At 50.2% G+C, this 18,814-nt stretch carries 15 protein-coding genes; 6 read left to right on the top strand and 9 right to left on the bottom strand.

The features are described from left to right. Positions 1 to 189 precede the first annotated feature (189 nt). From R3B84_01405 to R3B84_01395, 3 genes are all read left to right on the top strand, one after another. Positions 190 to 837, top strand: a complete 648-nt coding sequence (locus tag R3B84_01405; protein ID MEZ6139202.1) for a sigma-70 family RNA polymerase sigma factor — start codon at positions 190 to 192, stop codon at positions 835 to 837. Between the two features lie 40 nt (positions 838 to 877). Beyond that, a complete protein-coding gene (locus R3B84_01400) occupies positions 878 to 4,351 on the top strand; it encodes a serine/threonine-protein kinase (GenBank protein MEZ6139201.1) in 3,474 nt (1,157 codons plus the stop codon). A gap of 92 nt (positions 4,352 to 4,443) precedes the next feature. Then, a complete protein-coding gene (locus R3B84_01395) occupies positions 4,444 to 9,666 on the top strand; it encodes a protein kinase (GenBank protein ID MEZ6139200.1) in 5,223 nt (1,740 codons plus the stop codon). A 4-nt stretch (positions 9,667 to 9,670) separates the two neighbouring features. Here R3B84_01395 and R3B84_01390 read toward each other — a convergent pair whose 3' ends face one another. From R3B84_01390 to R3B84_01380, 3 genes are all read right to left on the bottom strand, one after another. Next, the gene (locus R3B84_01390; GenBank protein ID MEZ6139199.1) at positions 9,671 to 9,976 is read right to left on the bottom strand and encodes a hypothetical protein; all 306 of its coding nucleotides are present in this window, start codon (positions 9,974 to 9,976) and stop codon (positions 9,671 to 9,673) included. Between the two features lie 142 nt (positions 9,977 to 10,118). Further along, complete coding sequence (locus tag R3B84_01385) at positions 10,119 to 11,027, bottom strand: C39 family peptidase (GenBank protein ID MEZ6139198.1); 909 nt, start codon at positions 11,025 to 11,027, stop codon at positions 10,119 to 10,121. 72 nt (positions 11,028 to 11,099) lie between these two features. Continuing rightward, a complete protein-coding gene (locus R3B84_01380; GenBank protein ID MEZ6139197.1) occupies positions 11,100 to 11,831 on the bottom strand; it encodes a calcium-binding protein in 732 nt (243 codons plus the stop codon). Between the two features lie 155 nt (positions 11,832 to 11,986). Here R3B84_01380 and R3B84_01375 point away from each other — a divergent pair, with 155 nt between their 5' ends. After that, positions 11,987 to 12,580, top strand: a complete 594-nt coding sequence (locus R3B84_01375) for an ECF-type sigma factor (GenBank protein MEZ6139196.1) — start codon at positions 11,987 to 11,989, stop codon at positions 12,578 to 12,580. Next, positions 12,561 to 13,745: a serine/threonine-protein kinase gene (locus R3B84_01370; GenBank protein MEZ6139195.1), complete on the top strand. Its 1,185-nt coding sequence runs from the start codon at positions 12,561 to 12,563 to the stop codon at positions 13,743 to 13,745. Before R3B84_01375 ends, R3B84_01370 begins: the two co-directional genes overlap by 20 nt. 44 nt (positions 13,746 to 13,789) lie before the next feature. Here the strand turns inward: R3B84_01370 and R3B84_01365 are convergent, their stop codons facing one another. The 6 genes from R3B84_01365 to R3B84_01340 form a co-directional block, all read right to left on the bottom strand. Continuing rightward, positions 13,790 to 14,134 carry a caspase family protein gene (locus R3B84_01365; protein MEZ6139194.1) on the bottom strand — a complete coding sequence of 115 codons (345 nt, stop codon included), beginning with the start codon at positions 14,132 to 14,134 and terminating at the stop codon, positions 13,790 to 13,792. Between the two features lie 17 nt (positions 14,135 to 14,151). Next, positions 14,152 to 14,691: a hypothetical protein gene (locus R3B84_01360; GenBank protein ID MEZ6139193.1), complete on the bottom strand. Its 540-nt coding sequence runs from the start codon at positions 14,689 to 14,691 to the stop codon at positions 14,152 to 14,154. Next, entirely contained in the window at positions 14,691 to 15,485 is a 795-nt protein-coding gene (locus R3B84_01355; protein MEZ6139192.1) for a hypothetical protein, read from the bottom strand. The genes R3B84_01360 and R3B84_01355 overlap by 1 nt, the downstream gene beginning before the upstream one ends. After that, positions 15,482 to 16,327, bottom strand: coding sequence for a DUF6744 family protein (locus R3B84_01350; GenBank protein ID MEZ6139191.1), 846 nt, complete (start codon positions 16,325 to 16,327; stop codon positions 15,482 to 15,484). The genes R3B84_01355 and R3B84_01350 overlap by 4 nt, the downstream gene beginning before the upstream one ends. A gap of 30 nt (positions 16,328 to 16,357) precedes the next feature. Beyond that, positions 16,358 to 17,311: a MoxR family ATPase gene (locus tag R3B84_01345; protein MEZ6139190.1), complete on the bottom strand. Its 954-nt coding sequence runs from the start codon at positions 17,309 to 17,311 to the stop codon at positions 16,358 to 16,360. A gap of 507 nt (positions 17,312 to 17,818) precedes the next feature. Beyond that, a complete protein-coding gene (locus R3B84_01340; GenBank protein ID MEZ6139189.1) occupies positions 17,819 to 18,022 on the bottom strand; it encodes a hypothetical protein in 204 nt (67 codons plus the stop codon). 2 nt (positions 18,023 to 18,024) lie between these two features. Here R3B84_01340 and R3B84_01335 point away from each other — a divergent pair, with 2 nt between their 5' ends. Beyond that, positions 18,025 to 18,783 carry an IS630 family transposase gene (locus tag R3B84_01335; GenBank protein MEZ6139188.1) on the top strand — a complete coding sequence of 253 codons (759 nt, stop codon included), beginning with the start codon at positions 18,025 to 18,027 and terminating at the stop codon, positions 18,781 to 18,783. Positions 18,784 to 18,814: the final 31 nt, after the last annotated feature.

Below are 18,814 nucleotides of genomic sequence, written 5' to 3'. Positions count from 1 at the left end.
TGCAGATCGCGTCATGTCTTATCTAGTTGCGTTGGGAACAGGTTTTCGTGTCAATGAACTGGCAGAAGTAACACCCGAATCTTTTGATCTTGGTGCGATTATTTGTGTGAAGGCACCGTACCCGATAAATCATAAAACGATCATTAGAATGTGTCCCCAATTTCCGGCTGTGTGCAGATTAGTATTGGCATGGGAAATGAACCCGAAAAAAATGACCCGATCACACAGGATTTGCTGCATCTGGCAGCAAAGGGAGATCAGGCATGCCTGGGGGAACTGCTCAATCGGGATCGGGACCGACTGCGAAAAATGATCATTCTGCGGTTGGATCCGGCCCTGGCTGGCAGAGTCGATCCTTCTGATATCATCCAGGAAGCCCAGTTGGAGGCCACCCGTCGTCTGCCGGAATACGTGAACAATCCTACGATGCCGTTTTTTTTGTGGTTACGATTGATTACCGGTCAGAATATTTTGCGGATGCACCGCGTGCATCTGATTGCACAACAGCGAGATGCACGAATGGAATTATCACTGTATCGGAATGCTATTCCGGAAGCATCTTCTGCGGCCCTGGCGGCCAATCTGGCAGGAAAGATTACTGGCCCACTGGAAGAAGTGGTGCGGGCGGAAATCAAGTTAATGCTGACGGTGGCCATCAACAGCATGGACGAAATAGATCGGGAAGTGCTTGTTTTGAAGCATTTCGAACAATTGAGTACCTCGGAAGTAGCTACGGAATTGAATATTTCTCTCGATGCGGCAAAAAAGCGTCATATCCGGGCGATCAAACGACTGAAAGAGATTTTGGATTCCTTTCCCGGTGGTTTAGAGGGTTAAAAAATTAATGAAATCTCATCTTTTTACATTCGAACAAGTCATGGAGGAATTCGAGGACCAGATTCGACGTGGGGAGCGACCCGATGTGGCCACTTTTTCGGAACGCTTTCCACATCTTGCCACGGAAATTGAAGCCGTTTTTCCGATGTTGCTGCTGCTGGAAGATTTCGGTTCAATCGACAGCCCCGCACCGATCACAACAAATGTGACCATCCCACGCGAAGTGGGGGACTTCATCATCCTGCGGCAGGCGGGACAGGGCGGAATGGGGGTTGTTTATGAAGCGATTCAACGGAGCCTTGGTAGACGGGTTGCATTGAAAATGATCGGGAAAAATCTGGTCAATCAGTCAAATTTCATTGAACGTTTTCAGCGAGAAGCCCAAATTGCCGCACGCCTGCACCATACGAATATTGTCCCAGTGTATTCTGTGGGGCAGCACAATGACTATTTTTATTACGTCATGCAGTTCATTCGTGGGCAATCCCTTGCGGCGGTGATTGCAGAGCTGAAAGGGGATGGTAAACCAGTCGCCACCGACCTGGAAACGACGATCCTGGTACAACAGGCGGGTGAAGGTTCTACGCTTCCTGATTCGTTGCGATCATCCAGTCACGGTTCTCATGCGAACGGAAAATCAGCACAATATTTTGCCAATATTGCTCATCTGGTGACACAAATTGCCCGTGGTCTGGATTATGCCCACGACTGTGGTGTGGTGCATCGCGATATCAAGCCTTCCAACATCATTCTCGATTATCGGGGCATCCCCTGGATTACCGATTTCGGTCTGGCGAAAGCATCTGGATCAGACGCACTGACAAATCCAGGAGATGCCATTGGCACGATTGCCTACATGGCACCAGAACAATTTGATGGACAGGCAGGCCCGGGTGCCGATATTTATGGCCTGGGGCTGATCGTTTATGAATTGGCGACGCTGCAGCCCGCGTTTCAGGATGAGTTGAAAGTTCGGTTGATAGAAAAAATTCGTCATACGGAACCGACACCGCCCCGCATAATTGACCGGTCGATCCCGAAAGATCTCGAAACCATTATTCTGAAAGCAATCGCGAAAACTCCCCCTCTTCGCTATCAGCGGGCAGGCGAACTTGCGGACGATTTGCAACGATTTCTGGAAGGCCGCACCATTCATGCAAAGCGTGCCAATCTGGTGCAGCAACTGCATCGTTGGTGCCTGCGAAACCGAGTGGTGGCAGCACTTCTTCTCATCGTTTTTTCACTTTTGCTTGCCTTGCTCGCTGGTGCCACCGTGAGTTTATCAACGTTACGCGCCAACAATACCCAGATCACAGAACAATCCAGTCAACTGCAGCAATCGCTGAATCGCACGAATGATCTTAACAATTCTCTCAGAAAATCACTCCGTACCAATCTTTTGTTGGTGGCGAAACTAGAAGCGGAAAGTAAGTTTCCCGGACATCGGAACAACGCACTTTCCAATATCCAACAGGCAGCCGAAATCGAACCGGGTAGCGATCTCAGAAATATTGCGATTGAAGTGATGCAGCAAAGTGATCTCCAAAAGGAACTCGAGTGGACCTTGGGGCCAACTGTCGACGAGATCGCATTAGATCGTGAATTTAACTACTATACACGATCGTATTTAAACCGCACGTACGTCGATTCAGCGATACTATCGAAACGCAATTTGTTGACGCTGGATGGCAAGATTGCCATGAACGCCAGATTTCACCCCACTTCCAGCCTTGTGGGCTTCGGGTTTCATGCCAAAACCGCTGGATTTGAACTGTGGGATTACTTGAACAAGAAAAATGTCCTAAAAATTGCCAACAGCGAACTTGGTGCGACTGGTTTTGATTTTTCTGCTGATGGAAATTGGGCAGTACTTGTACATGGCAATGGCACATATCAGGTAATATCGATGACAGCCCCATACACCAGTAGTGGGGTAAAAACATTTCAACTGGATGGCACAATTCGGTTAACAGAGAAACTCACTCCAGAAGTGCTGATCAACCAGGCCAGCGACAGCTTTCTGATCAACGGATTTTCCATAAATGATTCCCCGGTAATCCTTTATGGCTCATTTCGCGAACCGGGTGGGCTTGCCTGGTTGCAACCATCAAGCCGCGTACACACCTGTATCTGGGCAAAAAATGGCAAAGCATTCTACTACGCTCTGCAAAACAGGCTTTATTATCACGAACTCAAAGTGCGATCCAAACCGATCGAGCTGGGTGTATTAGCAAACCTGCCCACCCGATTGATTTTGTCACACGATGAAAAATATCTGTTTGTGAATTACGCCAAACCCAATGATGCCGAAATCTGGAATCTCCTGACCAGATCGAAAGAGTTGATTTATTCTGGTGCATTGTTGAAACTGTCTGACGATCAGCGGGTGGGGTGGCAGGAATTTAACAAAATGGCGGGGGGAGTCATTTCACCTAACTCAAAAGGGGTCCTGGGAAGATTTCAATCATCGGATCAAGCTACACTGCTGTTTCCATTCGGAACGCAACGTCAACAACTGGTTTTCTTGGAGAAATACCCATTGTACCTACACCATTCGGAAGGGACCATTCAGTTACGAAAGGTCGAAGATAATTTCGAACTGCCGGATTGTCGGATTCCTGCAAGCAAGATGTTGTGGGATGAGAAACACAACAATCTCTTCAGTTTTGATGCCGATGGGATCACGCAGTGGCACTTTTCATTAAAAAATAATGAGAAATCAACACTGTTGATCCAAAAGATCGCACGATTGACCTTTCCGGGTTATTCACCAAATCTCACTTTCGGAGTGCGCCCGAATGGCAACTTATGGTACGCAAATGATTCGCACGTCATGGAAGTAGCCCGAACGGGCCAAACCGTAGAATTGTATGCACGCCCGGATTTCAATCCTAAAAAACCTCCTGTGAAACCAAGTTTAAATCCGAATCTGGTGTTTGGAACTTCAACGATTTTTTCAAATGACGGCAAGTGGTTAATCAAGCCATACGGTGGTGCACTGACCAGTAATTCAGCCAATGTGCATCACCTCGAAAACAATGAAAAATATCTCATTAAAGATTACTCACTACGCCGATTGACCATTTCGAACTCTCAACCGAACTATATCATTACGCACCATGTGGGCAAAATCCAGTTCACTCCACTCGATAACCCCAAACAGCCATCGGTGTGGGAAGTCCCCACAGAACTGGAGCATGGACCTGCATGCTTAACTGCAGATGGACAACAAATGGCACTTGTAGCCAGTTCGGAGATTAAAATTTTCGATTTTACTCGCCGCGAGGAACTTGTCAGGCTGCCTGCTTATTCAAACGCCCATCGGATTGTATCACTCCAATTCACCTCAGATAAGCAAAAATTGTTGATCAGTTATGAAGGTGGTGCGGTGCTGCTTTGGCACCTCGACCGTCTGAACGATTCGCTGGCACCGATGAAACTGAATTGGTATCCTACTGCCCAGTCGCACAGCACGGTGCGTAACGAGATTTTGCAAGTCCTTATTCAGGAATAGTTTCCGTCGAATCTGCTTTTCTTGTGTCTCCATTTCCTGTGAATGTCCAGATTTCATATCGTTGCAAGCTGCATTCATGGAAATGATTCATCATGGTGGACGAAAAATACCCAAAGACAATTGAAGATTCTTCGATTCCTGAGGGAATGCCAGTTGACACGGAACAAACTCTGCAAACTTCACAGGAAGCAACCGGAGGCAAACATGCCAATATTCCAATACCGGAATATCAGCAATTTCTGAACCCACCCTTAAAACCAGACGAGTTGGGAAGGTTAGGAAGTTATCGCGTGCTGCAACTGCTTGGCCAGGGTGGGATGGGGCTGGTCTTTCTAGGTCATGACCCCGCACTGAATCGCAAAGTGGCGTTGAAAGTAATGCGACCTGATGTGGCAACGAATCCCACTGCTGCAGAACGATTTATTCGGGAGGCACAGGCGGCTGCGTCGATTAAACATGATAATATTATCACAATTTATCAGGTGAACCAGTCCCGTGGCATTCCGTTTATTGCATTGGAGTTTTTAAAGGGGGAAGCACTGGATGATCGGCTGAAGAAAATGAACAAGCTCCCGCCAAACGAAGTGGCACGAATTGGCTACCAGACGGCACTTGGTCTGGCAGCTGCCCACGATGAGGGGCTGATTCACCGTGACATCAAACCCGCAAATATCTGGCTGGAAGCTCCTTCCGATCGGGTGAAAATCCTCGATTTTGGCCTGGCGCGTTCCAACAAAGAAAATATCCACCTGACCCACAGTGGTGCAGTGGTGGGTACCCCGGCCTACATGTCGCCGGAACAGGCGAATGGGGGCGAAATCGACCATCGGAGCGATCTGTTCAGCCTGGGGGCCATGCTTTACCGATTGAGTACCGGAAAATTGCCATTTCGGGGCGACACGATGATGGCAATGTTGATGTCTCTGGCAATGGAAGAGCCTGAGCATCCCCATCTGGTCAATCCGAATATCCCACCAACCCTGTCGGTGCTGATCATGCGTTTGCTGGCGAAAAAGCCAGAAGACCGCATTCAGACCGCTAAGGAAGTTGCCAAATTACTCGCTCCATCGGCCCCCACCGTCAAGATTGTGGTAGAACCACTGCCAGTGATGGAAGATCGATCCGTTTTTGATTTTGATTCTGGGGTTGAGCATCTTCCAGTGGCACCCGCCAAAACTGAAGTAACTAAAACCAAACCAAAGTCAAACGTAAGGCAACAGCAGAAATTTCCGATCCTGACCTCAATCATTTCTTTCGTTGGGCTGATTTTTATTGTGGTCGCTACGTGGCAGGTAATCATTCGGATAACGGATAAAAATGGCAAAGTGAAAGAAATCGTGGTTGCTCCAGATGAAAAAATAGAGATTCTGCCCGGCACCACGGATAACAAGCCTGCGAATCCGATTCTTCGTGAACCAGTGCCTGAAATTGCTGTCCCACTTTACGATGATGGGGAGTCGCCACTGGATAATCTCGACCCGGAGAAAATTCCTGCGGAAGAGAAATTCGATTGGCAGCCGAAGGAACTGGTTGCGATTGTCGGCACGCACCAGCAGCTTCACTGGGGGGCGATCACAGATGTAGCCTACAGCCCCAAAGGTGATCTGATTGCATCGGTAGCAGCCGATGGCGTTCGACTGTGGGATGCCCAAACCATGACAGAACGAGCACTTCTGCCACCAGGATATGCCAAACAGAACCTCTGCTTTTCTCCTGATGGTAAGAAGCTTTCCTGGTATCAGCACGATGGCAGTGCAATCATCTACGATGTTTCGGTGAATCCGCCAAAAGAATATGGACGAATCGCCGGGTACTGTGCTCGTCAGCCGTTTGCACCGGATGGCAAATATTTCCTGCTACGAGATGTCAAGGCACTACCGCATCGATATGAGATCTGGGACATCTCTGGCGAAAAACCAGTTCGAATGAAAATAATAACTGAATTTGTTGCCGAAAACAACCACTGGGCAGTAGGCGCCAATCGATTTCTCGACATTTCTGCTACCACGGTGCGGCTGATTGATTGTTCCACAGAAAAACCAGTCATCAACCAGATTGAAGGAGATCTGCATTGGTTCACAGTCAGCAAAAGCGGTAAGTGGTGTGCATACAGTTCGCAGAAAGAAAAGAAAATCGTTATTTACAACATCAGCAACGGTAAATTTGAGAAAACAAATAACTTAGAATGGCCTCAGGAATTCGAGCCTTCAAACCTGCGATTTCAAGGGGATTCAGAACTTTGGTTTGCCCATGGTGTTATCTGGCAGTGTTATCACCTGAGAACCTCCAAAACGATTTCTCTGAGCAAGGAGAGATTATACGGCTACGGTGCGTTTGACTTTGCACCTTCTGGAAAAGAGTACGTGATTACATCGGAAGTCGGATCGGGAATATTAATGCGGGTCGAAATTACCGAGGATGGTGCTGGCAAAATCACTCACCAACTGGGTGAGATCACTAAGACAGTGCCCGTCCCAAGTGCACACAGAATCCTGACAGTTGGCTCAACGACACCTGTTGTACACCGATGGGACCTGGATGGATTACAGCCAAAGAGGGTACCAATTCCTGGAGGAGGTGTTAATGCCAACTCGATCACGTCGCTCGTGGATGGCCAAATTGTAAGAATTGGCGATTTTGAAGGGTCATTGTTTCAGATTGATCCAACAAAAGGAAATGCTGCCGACCCCACTGTGATTGAACATGGAGTCAGAGGTATTGGTGCTGTTTCTGTATCTCCTGCAAAACGTTGGTTGGCAGTTGCCAGCTGGATGGAGGGGCAACGCAGTCCCGCGGTATTCGATTTTCGGGTGAATCCACCAAAGCTGATTGCGGAATTGAAAGAGTATCCAGAGAATCATAATGCTGTGCAAGGGTTTCTCTTTTCTCCCAATGAGCAGTTTCTGGTTGCGATTGATTCGTGGAATTCCGGATTTATCCCCAAAATGGTGATCTGGGATCTTCGCGGGCCAAGAATCAGGCATGTCGCAACACTTGAAGGGGTAATCTCGGCCTCTTTCGCCGTCGATTCAACAATGCTCATCACTGGTTCCACCGATGGAAAGGTGAAGTTGTTCGATTATGCCAGTGGTCAACTCCTCGAAAAGTTTGCTGTTCAACCGTTTACAGGTCAGGTTCAGTCTGCAATCCTGTTGCCCGGTGGGCAGTCGCTGCTCGCCAGTGATGCTACTGGCTCGATCAAGTTCATGAAACTTCCATTTGGTGACATTGAAAGAGAATGGAAATTCCCGGGCATGACCAGATTGCATCTCAGTCCCGATGGAAGACATATCTACACTGAAAATTCCAACGGTACCTGCTACGTTCTGCGAATGGCTCCGGTACCAGCAACCTCACCTTCTCCACTGGATGCCCTTGAACGTAAGGCGATTCCTGCCGCCGAACTGGTTCCGGAACTTCCTCAAGATGCCGTTGCCGTCATCGGTAGCCATGCTGGCAAGCACTGGGGCGGTGTGAATTCCATGGCATGCACGCCTGATGGCAGCCTCGTGGTCACTGCTGGTGTGGATGGGATAGTCAAGTTGTTCGACCCGGTTGCCCGCAAGGAATTGGCGACGCTTCGAGATCTCCCCCGTGTTCCCCACAGTGTCGCACTGTCAGCCGACGGAAAAACACTCGCTGTAGCAGGGGCCCAGGGGGGGAAAGTCTATTCAGTCAACGAGGCAAGACTGACTGTTCGCCTTCAGCTCCCCACTGTCGCATATTCTTACCTCACGATGACTCCGGATGGCAAGCGGCTGGCTCTCGTAGAGGCAACAAAGACATCGGTGGTGGATATCACGGATCGGTTACCAAGGCAGGTAAGCACTTGCCCGACACCGACATCAAGCTATTCACCCGTTTTCCTGCAAGACGGGAAGATGCTGGCGACTTCATACGCATCATCAGGAGAGAATTTCGTCCACGTTTGGGACACGGCAAGCGGCAAGCAACTTCACAAATTCGGTTCATTCGAACATGGTGGTTCTCTGACTTCCTTCCGGGACGGACAGGCACTGGTGTTCGGGGAGAGTGACGGAACACTACGAACCTGGGACTTCAGTGCCGGTGTTCCGAAGGAAACATCCCGCAAACTGGCATCCGAAGGACCGCCAATGCTTGGTTACATCTCCATTTCTGCAGATGGAAAGAAACTATTTGATTCGTCGGGGAGCGCTGTTCAGTTCTGGGATCTCGCGAGTGCAAGCAATCAACGTGCCTGGTTCTTGCATCTGTATTACCCCCAAGTAGCAATCTCCGCTGATGGTAAAGTGGCATTTGCCACGGAAAATTCAGTGATGACTGTTGGCGCAATCGACACGACAGACGAGAAACCCGAGTGGAAACCTCTCCTTGAAGGCATTACTGGACAACAGCCCTTTGGGATTTCGCCGTCCGGGCAAGTGATCAGTCTCATGCGTAGAAACATGCTCCAGTACGAAAACAACTGGTTGGAGATCACCAAAGGAAGCTTCGGAAAGACGCATCTGGAAGAAAGGTTTCCTGCTGGTAATTTGAATCTGGTTTGGTTCCCTGCAGACAAAAAGAGCAGAGCGATGTTTACAACCTCGAATAATACAGAAGTCATGCAGTACGATCTGAGCCAACCGTTAGATGCAGCACCGATCAGAAAGGTGGTCACCGGTGGCCAGATCTGGTCGATTCATGGTTCAGCGGATGCGTCCACTTTCACAGTAACCATCGTCTCGGGAAAGGACATTTTTGCTGCGATCTACCGCCCAACCTTGAAGGCATTTGAGGAAGTGGCGCGGGTGCCGTTAACTACTGCCGCTATCACCCGCCTTTCAGCCGACGGCAAGGCGTTGTACCAACGAGATCAGTCGGGGCATGTCGGCACACTCCATCAGTGGGATTTGAGTGGCAAAGATACAAAAGAGATCAAACTACCAGCAGGATTCGAAAATATTTCGAACTGGGATATCTCCGCCGACGGCCGACGCATGATCACCATGTCAGGTACAGGTGCCACCATCTGGGATATTACCGGGCCCGCTCCTCGTTCGGTCTGCAGGTTGACTGGCCTTGCTATTGGTGGTCACTGGACTCTGGCGATCAGTCCCGATGGCAGACAATTCGTCGTTGGTGGGTTAGACATTTCAGCTAGTCCAGAACGTTTCTGGTACGGCCTTTACGATTCCTCGACCGGAACAAAGCGACGTGAATGGGTGTTTCCCCATGCGGTGCTGTTCCAGTTCACCCACGACGGCAGGCATCTGTTGACTGCGAACACCAACGGCACAAGTTATGTAATTTGTATTCGCCGTGGACCAACACAACCACCTGTCAAGCAGTGATCAATTATCTTCCAGCGAAAACCGGGTCCAGTATCGTATCGGTATCTGCCGAACTTTGTTCAACCCCCTGGTTGAGAGCGGGTAACAGCATTCCCGACTTAGGTAGTGTGGAAGGAAAATCTATTTTACTCAGTGCTGGAAGCAACATCCCGGCTTTCAACGTAATTGGCGTGGTTTCCACTTTCACCATTGTCACCTTACCAACCACGGTCGGTGGTTCCGGTTGCGGCACACCTTTTACCCAGCCAATAACAGCGGGTACTTCACGTGCTTCCAGTGGTTCCACATTTAATCGAATTGATCCGAACATGATTTACTCCTCTTTACAACGAAAGTTCAGGCATTACCGCCTCTACCAGTTCATCTCCGTCAATGGGAATATCGGACAAAAAATACGCAAAAAAAGTCACCTGAAAGGTGACTTTACACTGAAAAAGTATTCCAGGGAGGTTTTAGTAGAACAACGTTCGATCCCGGAAACCCTCGATCCGCAACGCCCCTTCCGATGGCCCTCCAATCCAGCCGGAGAAATCATTAGACCAGTTCCATTTGTACTCAAGATCTCGTCTCTTCCACCAATATTGTTCACCATTGGTATTCGAGATGAGGAATGTATCGCGTCTAGCATCGTAACCGTTCACCACTACATAATGCAGTTCACCCACATTTCCACCAGCAAAATTGCCCGCGGTATCAATTTTCCCCATCGAAACGAGGATAATTGCAGGTTTTCCCTGCAGCACAAGTTCCTTCAATCGATCGGTAGTGCTTTCTTTTTCCATCCTGGAATCTGGTTTCCAGTGTTGCATCGTATCGATCAGTTGACTGGGTGGGGTACCCAGTTCCAGGTAGGAGATAATGTTCCCATCATACTCGGTAAACCGTTTCGCCTGTGCGTATGTCAGTTGAATACCATAAGCCCGCATAAATCTGGCAACGGAATTCGGTCCACAACTCCACGAAGCTTCTTGATGATCATCAGTATCTACCTTGATCACCGTTTTTTCGAATCCAGAGAGGTTGGGACGTTGACCCGCAAGGATTTCGACTTCATCAAAACCATCCCAGCCATAAGCGGCAGAGGTAATGTTGTTGGTGAAAATGTAATCATCGTTTGCACCGCCATTCAGGCTCATCTGGGTAGTCTGGTGGCCAATGACGACATCGTTGCCTGCCCCTCCATCAACATACATCCCAGCCGAAACACCCAGCGATGCAGGGCTTTGTTCGGGATCGTAACTCAGATCAATCAGATCATTTCCCGCGTGACCATAGATGTTTTCGACACCCTGGATCCGGATCGCTGGATAGGTACTGCGGGACAGATCCTGAAATCGAAGTACTTCATTCTGTCCAGACATCTGAATATTATCGGTGCCAGTACCACCATTAAATACATCATAACTGCGCACTTTACCGATGGTATTTCCGTTCTAGTTGTAACCCCACACTGCATCTTCGGAATAATACAGGGTGTCGTTGTCCGCTTCCCCATTCAGTACGTCTTTACCGGAGCCACCAAGGAGGGAATCGTTGCCATTACCACCAAAAATCATGTCATCGCCTGTATTGCCACTGAGCCAGTCGTTTCCACCCTGCCCGTAGATGGTATCGTGTCCTCCACCACCAAAAATGCTGTCAATTCCTTCCCCACCAATGAGTGTGTCGTTACCGCCGAACGTATCTTCCAGATTCGTGCTATCACCATAGATCGTGTCCTTATCGTCCCCACCGGTAATGTGATCGCGGCTGTTCCCGCCAATCAAGGTATCATCACCTTTGCCGCCATCAATAATGTCCGCGCCATCCCCACCATCGATGTGGTCTGCCCCACTGCCACCGTAAAGGCGGTCGTCGCCCCCAAATCCAAACACCCGCGATGCCAGCGTGGTGCGGTTTGTGAATGTATCCGTTCTCTCAGAACCGTGAAAGTACAACGACTTCACCTGGTGCCCGAGAAAAGACTGTACCCGCCTGCCATCCTGATCAGTGCTGGAGACCTGAATCGTGTAAGTTGGCTTCGAATAAGGACTTCCGTTATAAACCAGCTCGCTGGTCACAGCAATCGTTGCACCCGCACTGTCTGCAGACATTCGCAGAATTCCATCATCGCCCAGCACCGCGAGGGTGGCGGGAACTTCCCTTGCTTCCAGTGTGGTCAACACCAGCCGCGTTTCGGTTTTACTGAAAACCTGTTTTGTATTTCTGAAAATTAAGCATTTTCTTTCTCCTGATTCCGTAGCGATGAACCACTTTACTCAACAATTCATCGCCGTCGGTTCATCAGTCGGACAGGACAAAAAGAAAAAAGGAAAAAAAGATGAAAGAAGACCCACCGTTTTCTGATTTCATTGAACGCATCCGAAATGGCGATGCCCTGGCAGCAGAGCAGTTGATTAAGCGATTTGAACCCGCAATCAGAGTAATTGTGCGTTCCAACATCAGTTCTTCGATGCGTGCAAAATTTGATTCGGTGGATATCTGCCAGTCGGTGATGGGCACTTTCTTCATGCGGGCAGCTATGGGGCAATATGACCTGGATAATCCCCAGCAATTAATTGCGTTGCTGGCAAGAATTGCCCAAAACAAGGTGCGGTCGGCCGCACGGTATTTTCAACAGGAACGCCGGTCACAGCAGCGGGAAGTTGCGGTTGATCATTTGGGTGATATTTTTGGGAATCACCCCACCCCAGATCGGATTGTGGAAGAGGCAGAATTGCTTGAAAAATTGAGAAATGCCCTCACAACGGAAGAGCGGGAGATTGCCGATCGACGGCAGAACAGGCAGGATTGGCAACAGATTGCACTGGAAATGGGAGGCACGGCGGAAGGCCGCAGAAAACAGTTCGCCCGCGCGATGAATCGTGCTGCACATGACCTTGGGTTAGAGGAAGATGATGAGCAGTCCGTTTAATTCAATTACCGAAATGGCGAATGGCTGGAAGCACCTTCCACTGCCGTTGCTCTGTGAAGCAGTGCGTGCGGATCAGGATGAACGATTTGCACGTGGTGAACGCCCACGGGCAGAAGATTACTTCCGCACATTGCCAAAACTAGCGGGTTCACAGGAGGATGCTCTGGTAATTATCTATGGCGAGATCATGAATCGTGCTGAATTGGGGGATACATACCTACTGGAAGAATACTGTGAGCGCTTCCCACATTGGCGAAAAGAGTTGCAGGACATTCTGATGTTACACGATGGATTAACAGGCTGCAGATTTAATTCAACGCAGGTAACTACGGAGAAGGAAGTGAGAGAACCGCCAGTGGTCCCTGGTTACGCGCCGTTGGAATTCATGAATCAGGGTGGAATGGGGATTGTTTATCGTAGCAGGCCACTGCGTGGTGGTCCGGATGTAGCGATCAAGTTTGCCCATCAAACAGCAACAGCTACTGAATTGCTCCGGTTGCTGCATGAAGCCGAAACACTTCAGCGTTTATCCCACCCCAACATTGTACCCTTTATCGAATCAGGTGCTATCAATCAGCGGTTCTACATCATATCTCTTTGGGCAGATGGAGGTACACTTGCAGACCGACTGAGCCAGAATCACCCCACTTGGCATTGGGGTACCAAAGTGATGATGGAAATTCTGAAAGGTGTGCAGGCGGCACATAAGCAGCACATCGTCCACCGGGATTTGAAGCCTGCCAATATATTGTTGACTGAAAATGATCGTCCGATGATCACTGATTTTGGTATCGCTCGCTCTTTATTGGCTGGTGGAATGCATACCAGGTCAGGTGAAGTGCTGGGAACTTTTCAGTACATGCCGCCGGAACAGATTCGTGGAGAACATTCCAGGATCGGTTATTCCACTGACATATACAGTCTTGGAGTGATACTGTTTGAGCTGATCACCAATCGCAATGTATTTCAGTCAAATGCGAGAAACCTGTTGATCGAACAGATCCTGACAACAGTGCCCGGAAACCCAGCCCAGATAAACCCGGATATTCCGAAGCAACTGGATACAGTGTGCCAGAAATGCCTTCAAAAAGAGCCAGAAAACCGCTACCATTCTGTAGAGGAAATGCACAATGAATTGTCACACGCACTAAGTAGTTTGCAGTAGTGGTTAATGAAAATAAAATAAACCTTACCACCAATCTATGGGCACTACCAGGCATCTTCCGCCTTCTCGTGCTGCACCCCATGGCCTGCCAGTGCCACCAGCACCACGCCATCGCTGTTGCCTTTCGTCTGGATCAACTTGATCTGCTTTTCAATCGCCTCTTTGGTGGCGCTGTCCCCTGTTAACAGCACCGTTTCATAACCAGATGCCTTTAACATTGCATCCAGTTCCGTCACATCCGCTTCGGCATACTGCAGGGGCTTGGGTTGGTTCATCTCGCGGTGCCGATATTTGTTTATACCAATCAGTAACGCAAACTTCTGTGGGGCTGCGAACAGGGTGACGTTGGTCATCGCCACGATCAGCAGAATCAAGAACAGTCGGGTCATTTCGTGGCTCCTAAGGCTTATCCAACATTCTTCGCTTTATCCCGCAGTGCGGTCACTAGTTTCCGAACCGTCTCATTCGCCTGGGTCTGCACTACCTGCCAGTCAGCCTCGGTGTGGGCATCGGCCAGGTGCTGGTCCAGCTTTGTTCCCCAGGCAACACATTTTTCGTACAGCCACTGCCGGTCTGCCAGCCCCAACCCTGGGTGCGGTGCGGCCAGCAACTTTGTACAACCATCGCGCATTGCCCGTAAATCCTGCAGCAGCTCGTTCGAACTTCGCGGATTCCGCTGAAACCATTCATCCCCCGCATCGGCAATTGCAGTCAGATACTCTCTCTTCTCAGTGGGCATCTCATTCAAGGGTAATCCCTGCCAGCCCCAGGTGGCATCGACAACAATCATCTTGCCCTTCCCATCGGGTGGGAAGATCTGATTGCCCCAGGTGTACCACAAAACCATGCCAAGCAGCACTGAAGCAGCAATCAGGCCAAGACTGCTCCAGTTTTTTTGTGGTGCCGATGTCATTGGAATCGTTTTAGGTGGGGCGATCTGCGCCATTACCTGTTCGGCAATCCTTTCAACCGTGGCCCGTTCTGATTGCTGAAGAACCAGTTGATCCCAGTAAGCGCTGTCTGAAAGCAGCAGATATTCCTGCAGATCCAACAGACGATCCGGGTGCCGCAACAACTGGCGGAATGCTGGCTCTGGCAGTGCTGCCAGGCCACGTTCCAGCAGTGCCGGACCGTGTTGATCGAGCATCTGCTGTAAAGCAAAATCTGATCCAACGCCATTGCTACAGTCTGGGCCTGCTGCACCGCAATCTGCTGTTCTACCTCCATTTCACGGCGAATCCCCGGATCTGCTGGTGCATCGAGAACTTTGCCGCACCCACCGGGATCGGATTCTCCTGGTAAGGAACCGTTTTCTGCCAGTAGCAGCTGATAGTACTCTTCAGCACAACGGGCTGTTGCAAGGTGGGCATACGAACCTTCTCCAGGCAGCAGTCGGCTGGCAGGCAGTTGCAAACCTCCGTTCAGAATCAGCGGATTGATTGCCAGATCGCAGGCGATGTTCCAGAGTTCTGGATTCCGTGCTCCACGTCGAAGATGGTGGTTCAGGGCATTATGCATCACCTCATGCACCAGCACCCCCAGCAGTTCCTGTGGCTGTAATTGCAACACAAACTCGGGTGCAAAGGCCAGTTGCCTGCCATCGGTGGCCATCGTGCCAATTGCCGGGTCTTCCACCAGTTGTAATCGCATCGCCAGCGTCGCAAAGAATGCCGACTGCCCATCCCGACCCAGAAGCAGTCGCATCCGTGCCGCACGGATCAGTTGAAGTGCTGCCATCATCCCACCATCCCGTGGGCAGCCAGGCTCTGGCGGGAACTGAGCATCAGGCTGGCAGTCACCGTCACCTGATCCGCTTTATCGATCGCCTGATGTAACTGAGTCAGACCGATGTTCAGAATGTCTTCATACAGCAGTACTTTTTCCCGCAGTGATTCGATCTGCTGCTGGCGGGTTTCCAACGCCCGGGTTCCCAGATCACCCGAGAGCACATCGGCAGAAATCCGGCTGGTGTTCGCTTCGATTTCGTTGATAACCGCATCCCGCACCGCCCGCACTGCCTCAGTATCCAGCTGGTGCCGTAACAGATAGACTGCTGCCGGTCGATCACTGGCCTGCTCCACCGCCTGAACGATTTTCATCCATTCATCGAGTCGGTTGCCGGGGATCCAGTAGACCGCACCACTGGGTCGCAGGCGGGTGCCACCCAGATGCTCCACCATTTTGACCAGCATCTGAGAAACCTGCACTGCTGGGATCCGGCAGGCATGGGCATGCATCGATTCCTGAATGGCTGCTGCACGGTCATCCCACGGCTGCAGATCCAGTGCACCACCCACCATACGGGCGACCAGTTCCGTGCGGTATTCGTTCTGCTCTTCCCCACGGTCTTCCCGCACCACTGCAAAGCCATCTTTGTGGGCCAGGGGTCGGATCAGCACCCGCGAGCCACCCAGTTGTTCATCAAGGGCATCGCGTAAAATCGAGGTATCGGGGCGTGCTTCCGGCAAAAACTTCTCCAGACCTAATCTGGCTAAGCCATCCTGTAAACGTTCCCGGCGGGTGTCATCGGTCAGCATCCAGAAAACAACCCCACCACCGATATCGAGGTGATTCTCAATCATAGTTTCATCCTTGTTTGAATAAGTAATTGGTTATGGACGTAGAAACAGACCTTGTTCGCGGGCATTGCGGATCCAGTCCTGAACCGCAGGCAGGGCAGCCAGGCTGGGCTGGATACTCAGGGCATCGCGGATCGCCACCATGCCAAACTCTTCCGGAAGTCGGCTGGCATAACGGACAAATTGTGGTAGTGGTGAGTGGTCGGTTCGGCAGCGTTCGACGAGGGCTCCCACCAGGGCATAGAGAGTAGCAGGATCGTGGGGGATTGGTGTGGTTTCCGGGTGTTGCAAGGCATCATCAATGTTGGGTAGTTGCTGAAATAAACGCAGAAAGGAGGTGAACTCCGCTGCGGGGCCATCTCCCACACAGCCAATAACGACCGAGTGGAGTAAATCTCTGGGTACCTGGGACATCGCTGCAGACACGAACTCCCACGAACGGGGGGTGGGAAAGGCTCGGCTCTGGAGGCTGGGATCAAAACCGAACAGCAGATTAGGACGAAAATTGAGAAACGCCCGCACTTCCGGCACGATGCCGTTGGTGACTGCCCACGCCTGCCAGTCTTCCAGGCTGGGTTCCAGATCGAGATGAATAAAGCGATTGAGCAGTGGGCTGATCAATCGGTGGGTACCCGCACGATCTTCATTGCGGTTGCTGGCGGCAATAATCGTCCAGTATGGAGGCAATTCGTATTCTCCCAGCCGACGATCGAGGGTGAGCTGCAGACAGGCCGACTGCACCAGGGGTGGTGCCTGAGCCAGTTCATCCAGAAACAGGATTCCTCGTCCAGTTTGCGGCAGAAAAGAGGGTGGACACCAGGAAACCGCACTACCATCAAGGTGGGGTAAACCACGCAGATCGACCGGATCCAGTAAGGTGGCCCGGATATCGACGAGGGTCAGTTGTTCTTCCACCGCCACCTGCCGGATCAGGGTGGATTTACCGATCCCGGTGGCCCCCAAAGATAAGTGGTCGACGAGTGCCAAGTAACGCCGACACCGTACGTACCAATTCCGTTGGACGCATCAAAAACTCCTGAAGTTAGGGTGAGAAAGTGATTAGGATCTGAGCCGAAAAAATCACCAAAGAACGGCAAAACAGACGAAAAACCGCACCATGAAAAAGGTAAGCACTCCCCATCACTGTACATGACGCAAAAGAGGTGAATTTTTAGGTGAAATGACAAAAAGATCTCTTGAAAAAATATTTTTCGTACCAGGAAAGTTTTTACGACAGCTCCTGCGCAGAACCCGCTTTGCGCTAAGCAAAATCAGATTGAAAATCGGTGTTTACAGATTTGGTGAGTTATGTTAAGCTGGTCAGAATGTTCAACCTAGGCAGTCGACCAACCTTTGGAGATCAAGGATGATCCGACCGAACACTACTAAATGGAATCAAACCACCGATGATTTGCGTCGCCTGGCTCTGAGATCCGAGCATCCTCGTACTCGGGAGCGGTTTATGGCTTTGTACCAAATTTGCTCTTGGTCACACTAACGCAACTGCTTATGCCGCAGAAATTGGACGTTGCGACGATGTGTTGTTGAACTGGGTTCATAAATATAACAACCATGGACCTGACGCCTTGATTTATCGGCGTACTGGCGGCCATGTCCCCTTTTGTCCAGTCGCAGATAGAGCAGATCGTTGATGCCGTTCTGAAAAGCGATCCGGTAGATCACCAATTGCCAGGCCACGGATGGACGATCAGGAAGTTGTGCAACTGGATCGGTTGTCAATTCCAGCGGTATGTATCTCGGAATACCGTGCGGCGGATCCTGCAATTAGCGGGATTGAGCTGGAAGAAATGCAAGAAACTGTTCGGCAAGGGGACCCTGAAAAGCGGGCCGAATACCTGAAACAGTTCGCGGATATGTACCAGCAAATGTGTCGCGGCGATATCGTGATCATTTATATTGATGAATCCCATTTTCATCGTGATATGGACTTGGGCTATACTTGGTGGCAGGGAGAATCGGCTTGGCGAGTGAGTGATTGCCCTCCGCTGTCCGATCGCATCAACTGGTATGGTGCTTACAATTTCAGTGCTGGTGCATGTTTGATCTGGAACGAAGGCAAATGCAACAAGGAAAACACGGCTGAATTTTTGCACCGAGTGAACGATTGGGTAGAAAGACAAGGTCGACGTGTTGTGGTAATTTGGGATGGAGCACCTTGGCACAAGGCGAAGTTCGTTCGAACCAAAGCCAGCGAGTTGGACATCGAAATAGTAGTTTTGCCCAGTTATAGTCCCGATTTCAATCCCATTGAAGGGTTATGGAAATGGATGCGTGAAGAGGTCACGCAACATTGTTGTTTTGCAACCTTGCGTGACTTGTTCGACGCTTGCAAAGGATTCATCGATACATTGAATGAAACTCCGGATGAAATAATTAAAAGACTGTGGCCAAGATTTGAAGTCGATCCTCAAGCGGAAAAACTCCGATTTTCAATCTGATTTAGGTTTAACTCTGACATTAGACCTTCGA

Origin of the sequence: Zavarzinella sp. (genome assembly GCA_041399155.1) — a bacterium.
Classification (GTDB): domain Bacteria; phylum Planctomycetota; class Planctomycetia; order Gemmatales; family Gemmataceae; genus JAWKTI01.
Note: the sequence above shows the minus strand (reverse complement) of the source record. Positions and strands in the feature narration are given on the sequence as shown.

Coding starts and splice junctions, on each gene's coding strand:
- R3B84_01390 (MEZ6139199.1), bottom strand. CDS start 9,976: ATGTTCGGATCAATTCGATTAAATGTGGAACCACTGGAAGCACGTGAA.
- R3B84_01385 (MEZ6139198.1), bottom strand. CDS start 11,027: ATGTCTGGACAGAATGAAGTACTTCGATTTCAGGATCTGTCCCGCAGT.
- R3B84_01375 (MEZ6139196.1), top strand. CDS start 11,987: ATGAAAGAAGACCCACCGTTTTCTGATTTCATTGAACGCATCCGAAAT.
- R3B84_01350 (MEZ6139191.1), bottom strand. CDS start 16,327: ATGATTGAGAATCACCTCGATATCGGTGGTGGGGTTGTTTTCTGGATG.
- R3B84_01370 (MEZ6139195.1), top strand. CDS start 12,561: ATGATGAGCAGTCCGTTTAATTCAATTACCGAAATGGCGAATGGCTGG.
- R3B84_01405 (MEZ6139202.1), top strand. CDS start 190: ATGGGAAATGAACCCGAAAAAAATGACCCGATCACACAGGATTTGCTG.
- R3B84_01395 (MEZ6139200.1), top strand. CDS start 4,444: ATGGTGGACGAAAAATACCCAAAGACAATTGAAGATTCTTCGATTCCT.
- R3B84_01335 (MEZ6139188.1), top strand. CDS start 18,025: ATGGACGATCAGGAAGTTGTGCAACTGGATCGGTTGTCAATTCCAGCG.
- R3B84_01400 (MEZ6139201.1), top strand. CDS start 878: ATGGAGGAATTCGAGGACCAGATTCGACGTGGGGAGCGACCCGATGTG.
- R3B84_01360 (MEZ6139193.1), bottom strand. CDS start 14,691: ATGGCGCAGATCGCCCCACCTAAAACGATTCCAATGACATCGGCACCA.
- R3B84_01355 (MEZ6139192.1), bottom strand. CDS start 15,485: ATGATGGCAGCACTTCAACTGATCCGTGCGGCACGGATGCGACTGCTT.
- R3B84_01365 (MEZ6139194.1), bottom strand. CDS start 14,134: ATGACCCGACTGTTCTTGATTCTGCTGATCGTGGCGATGACCAACGTC.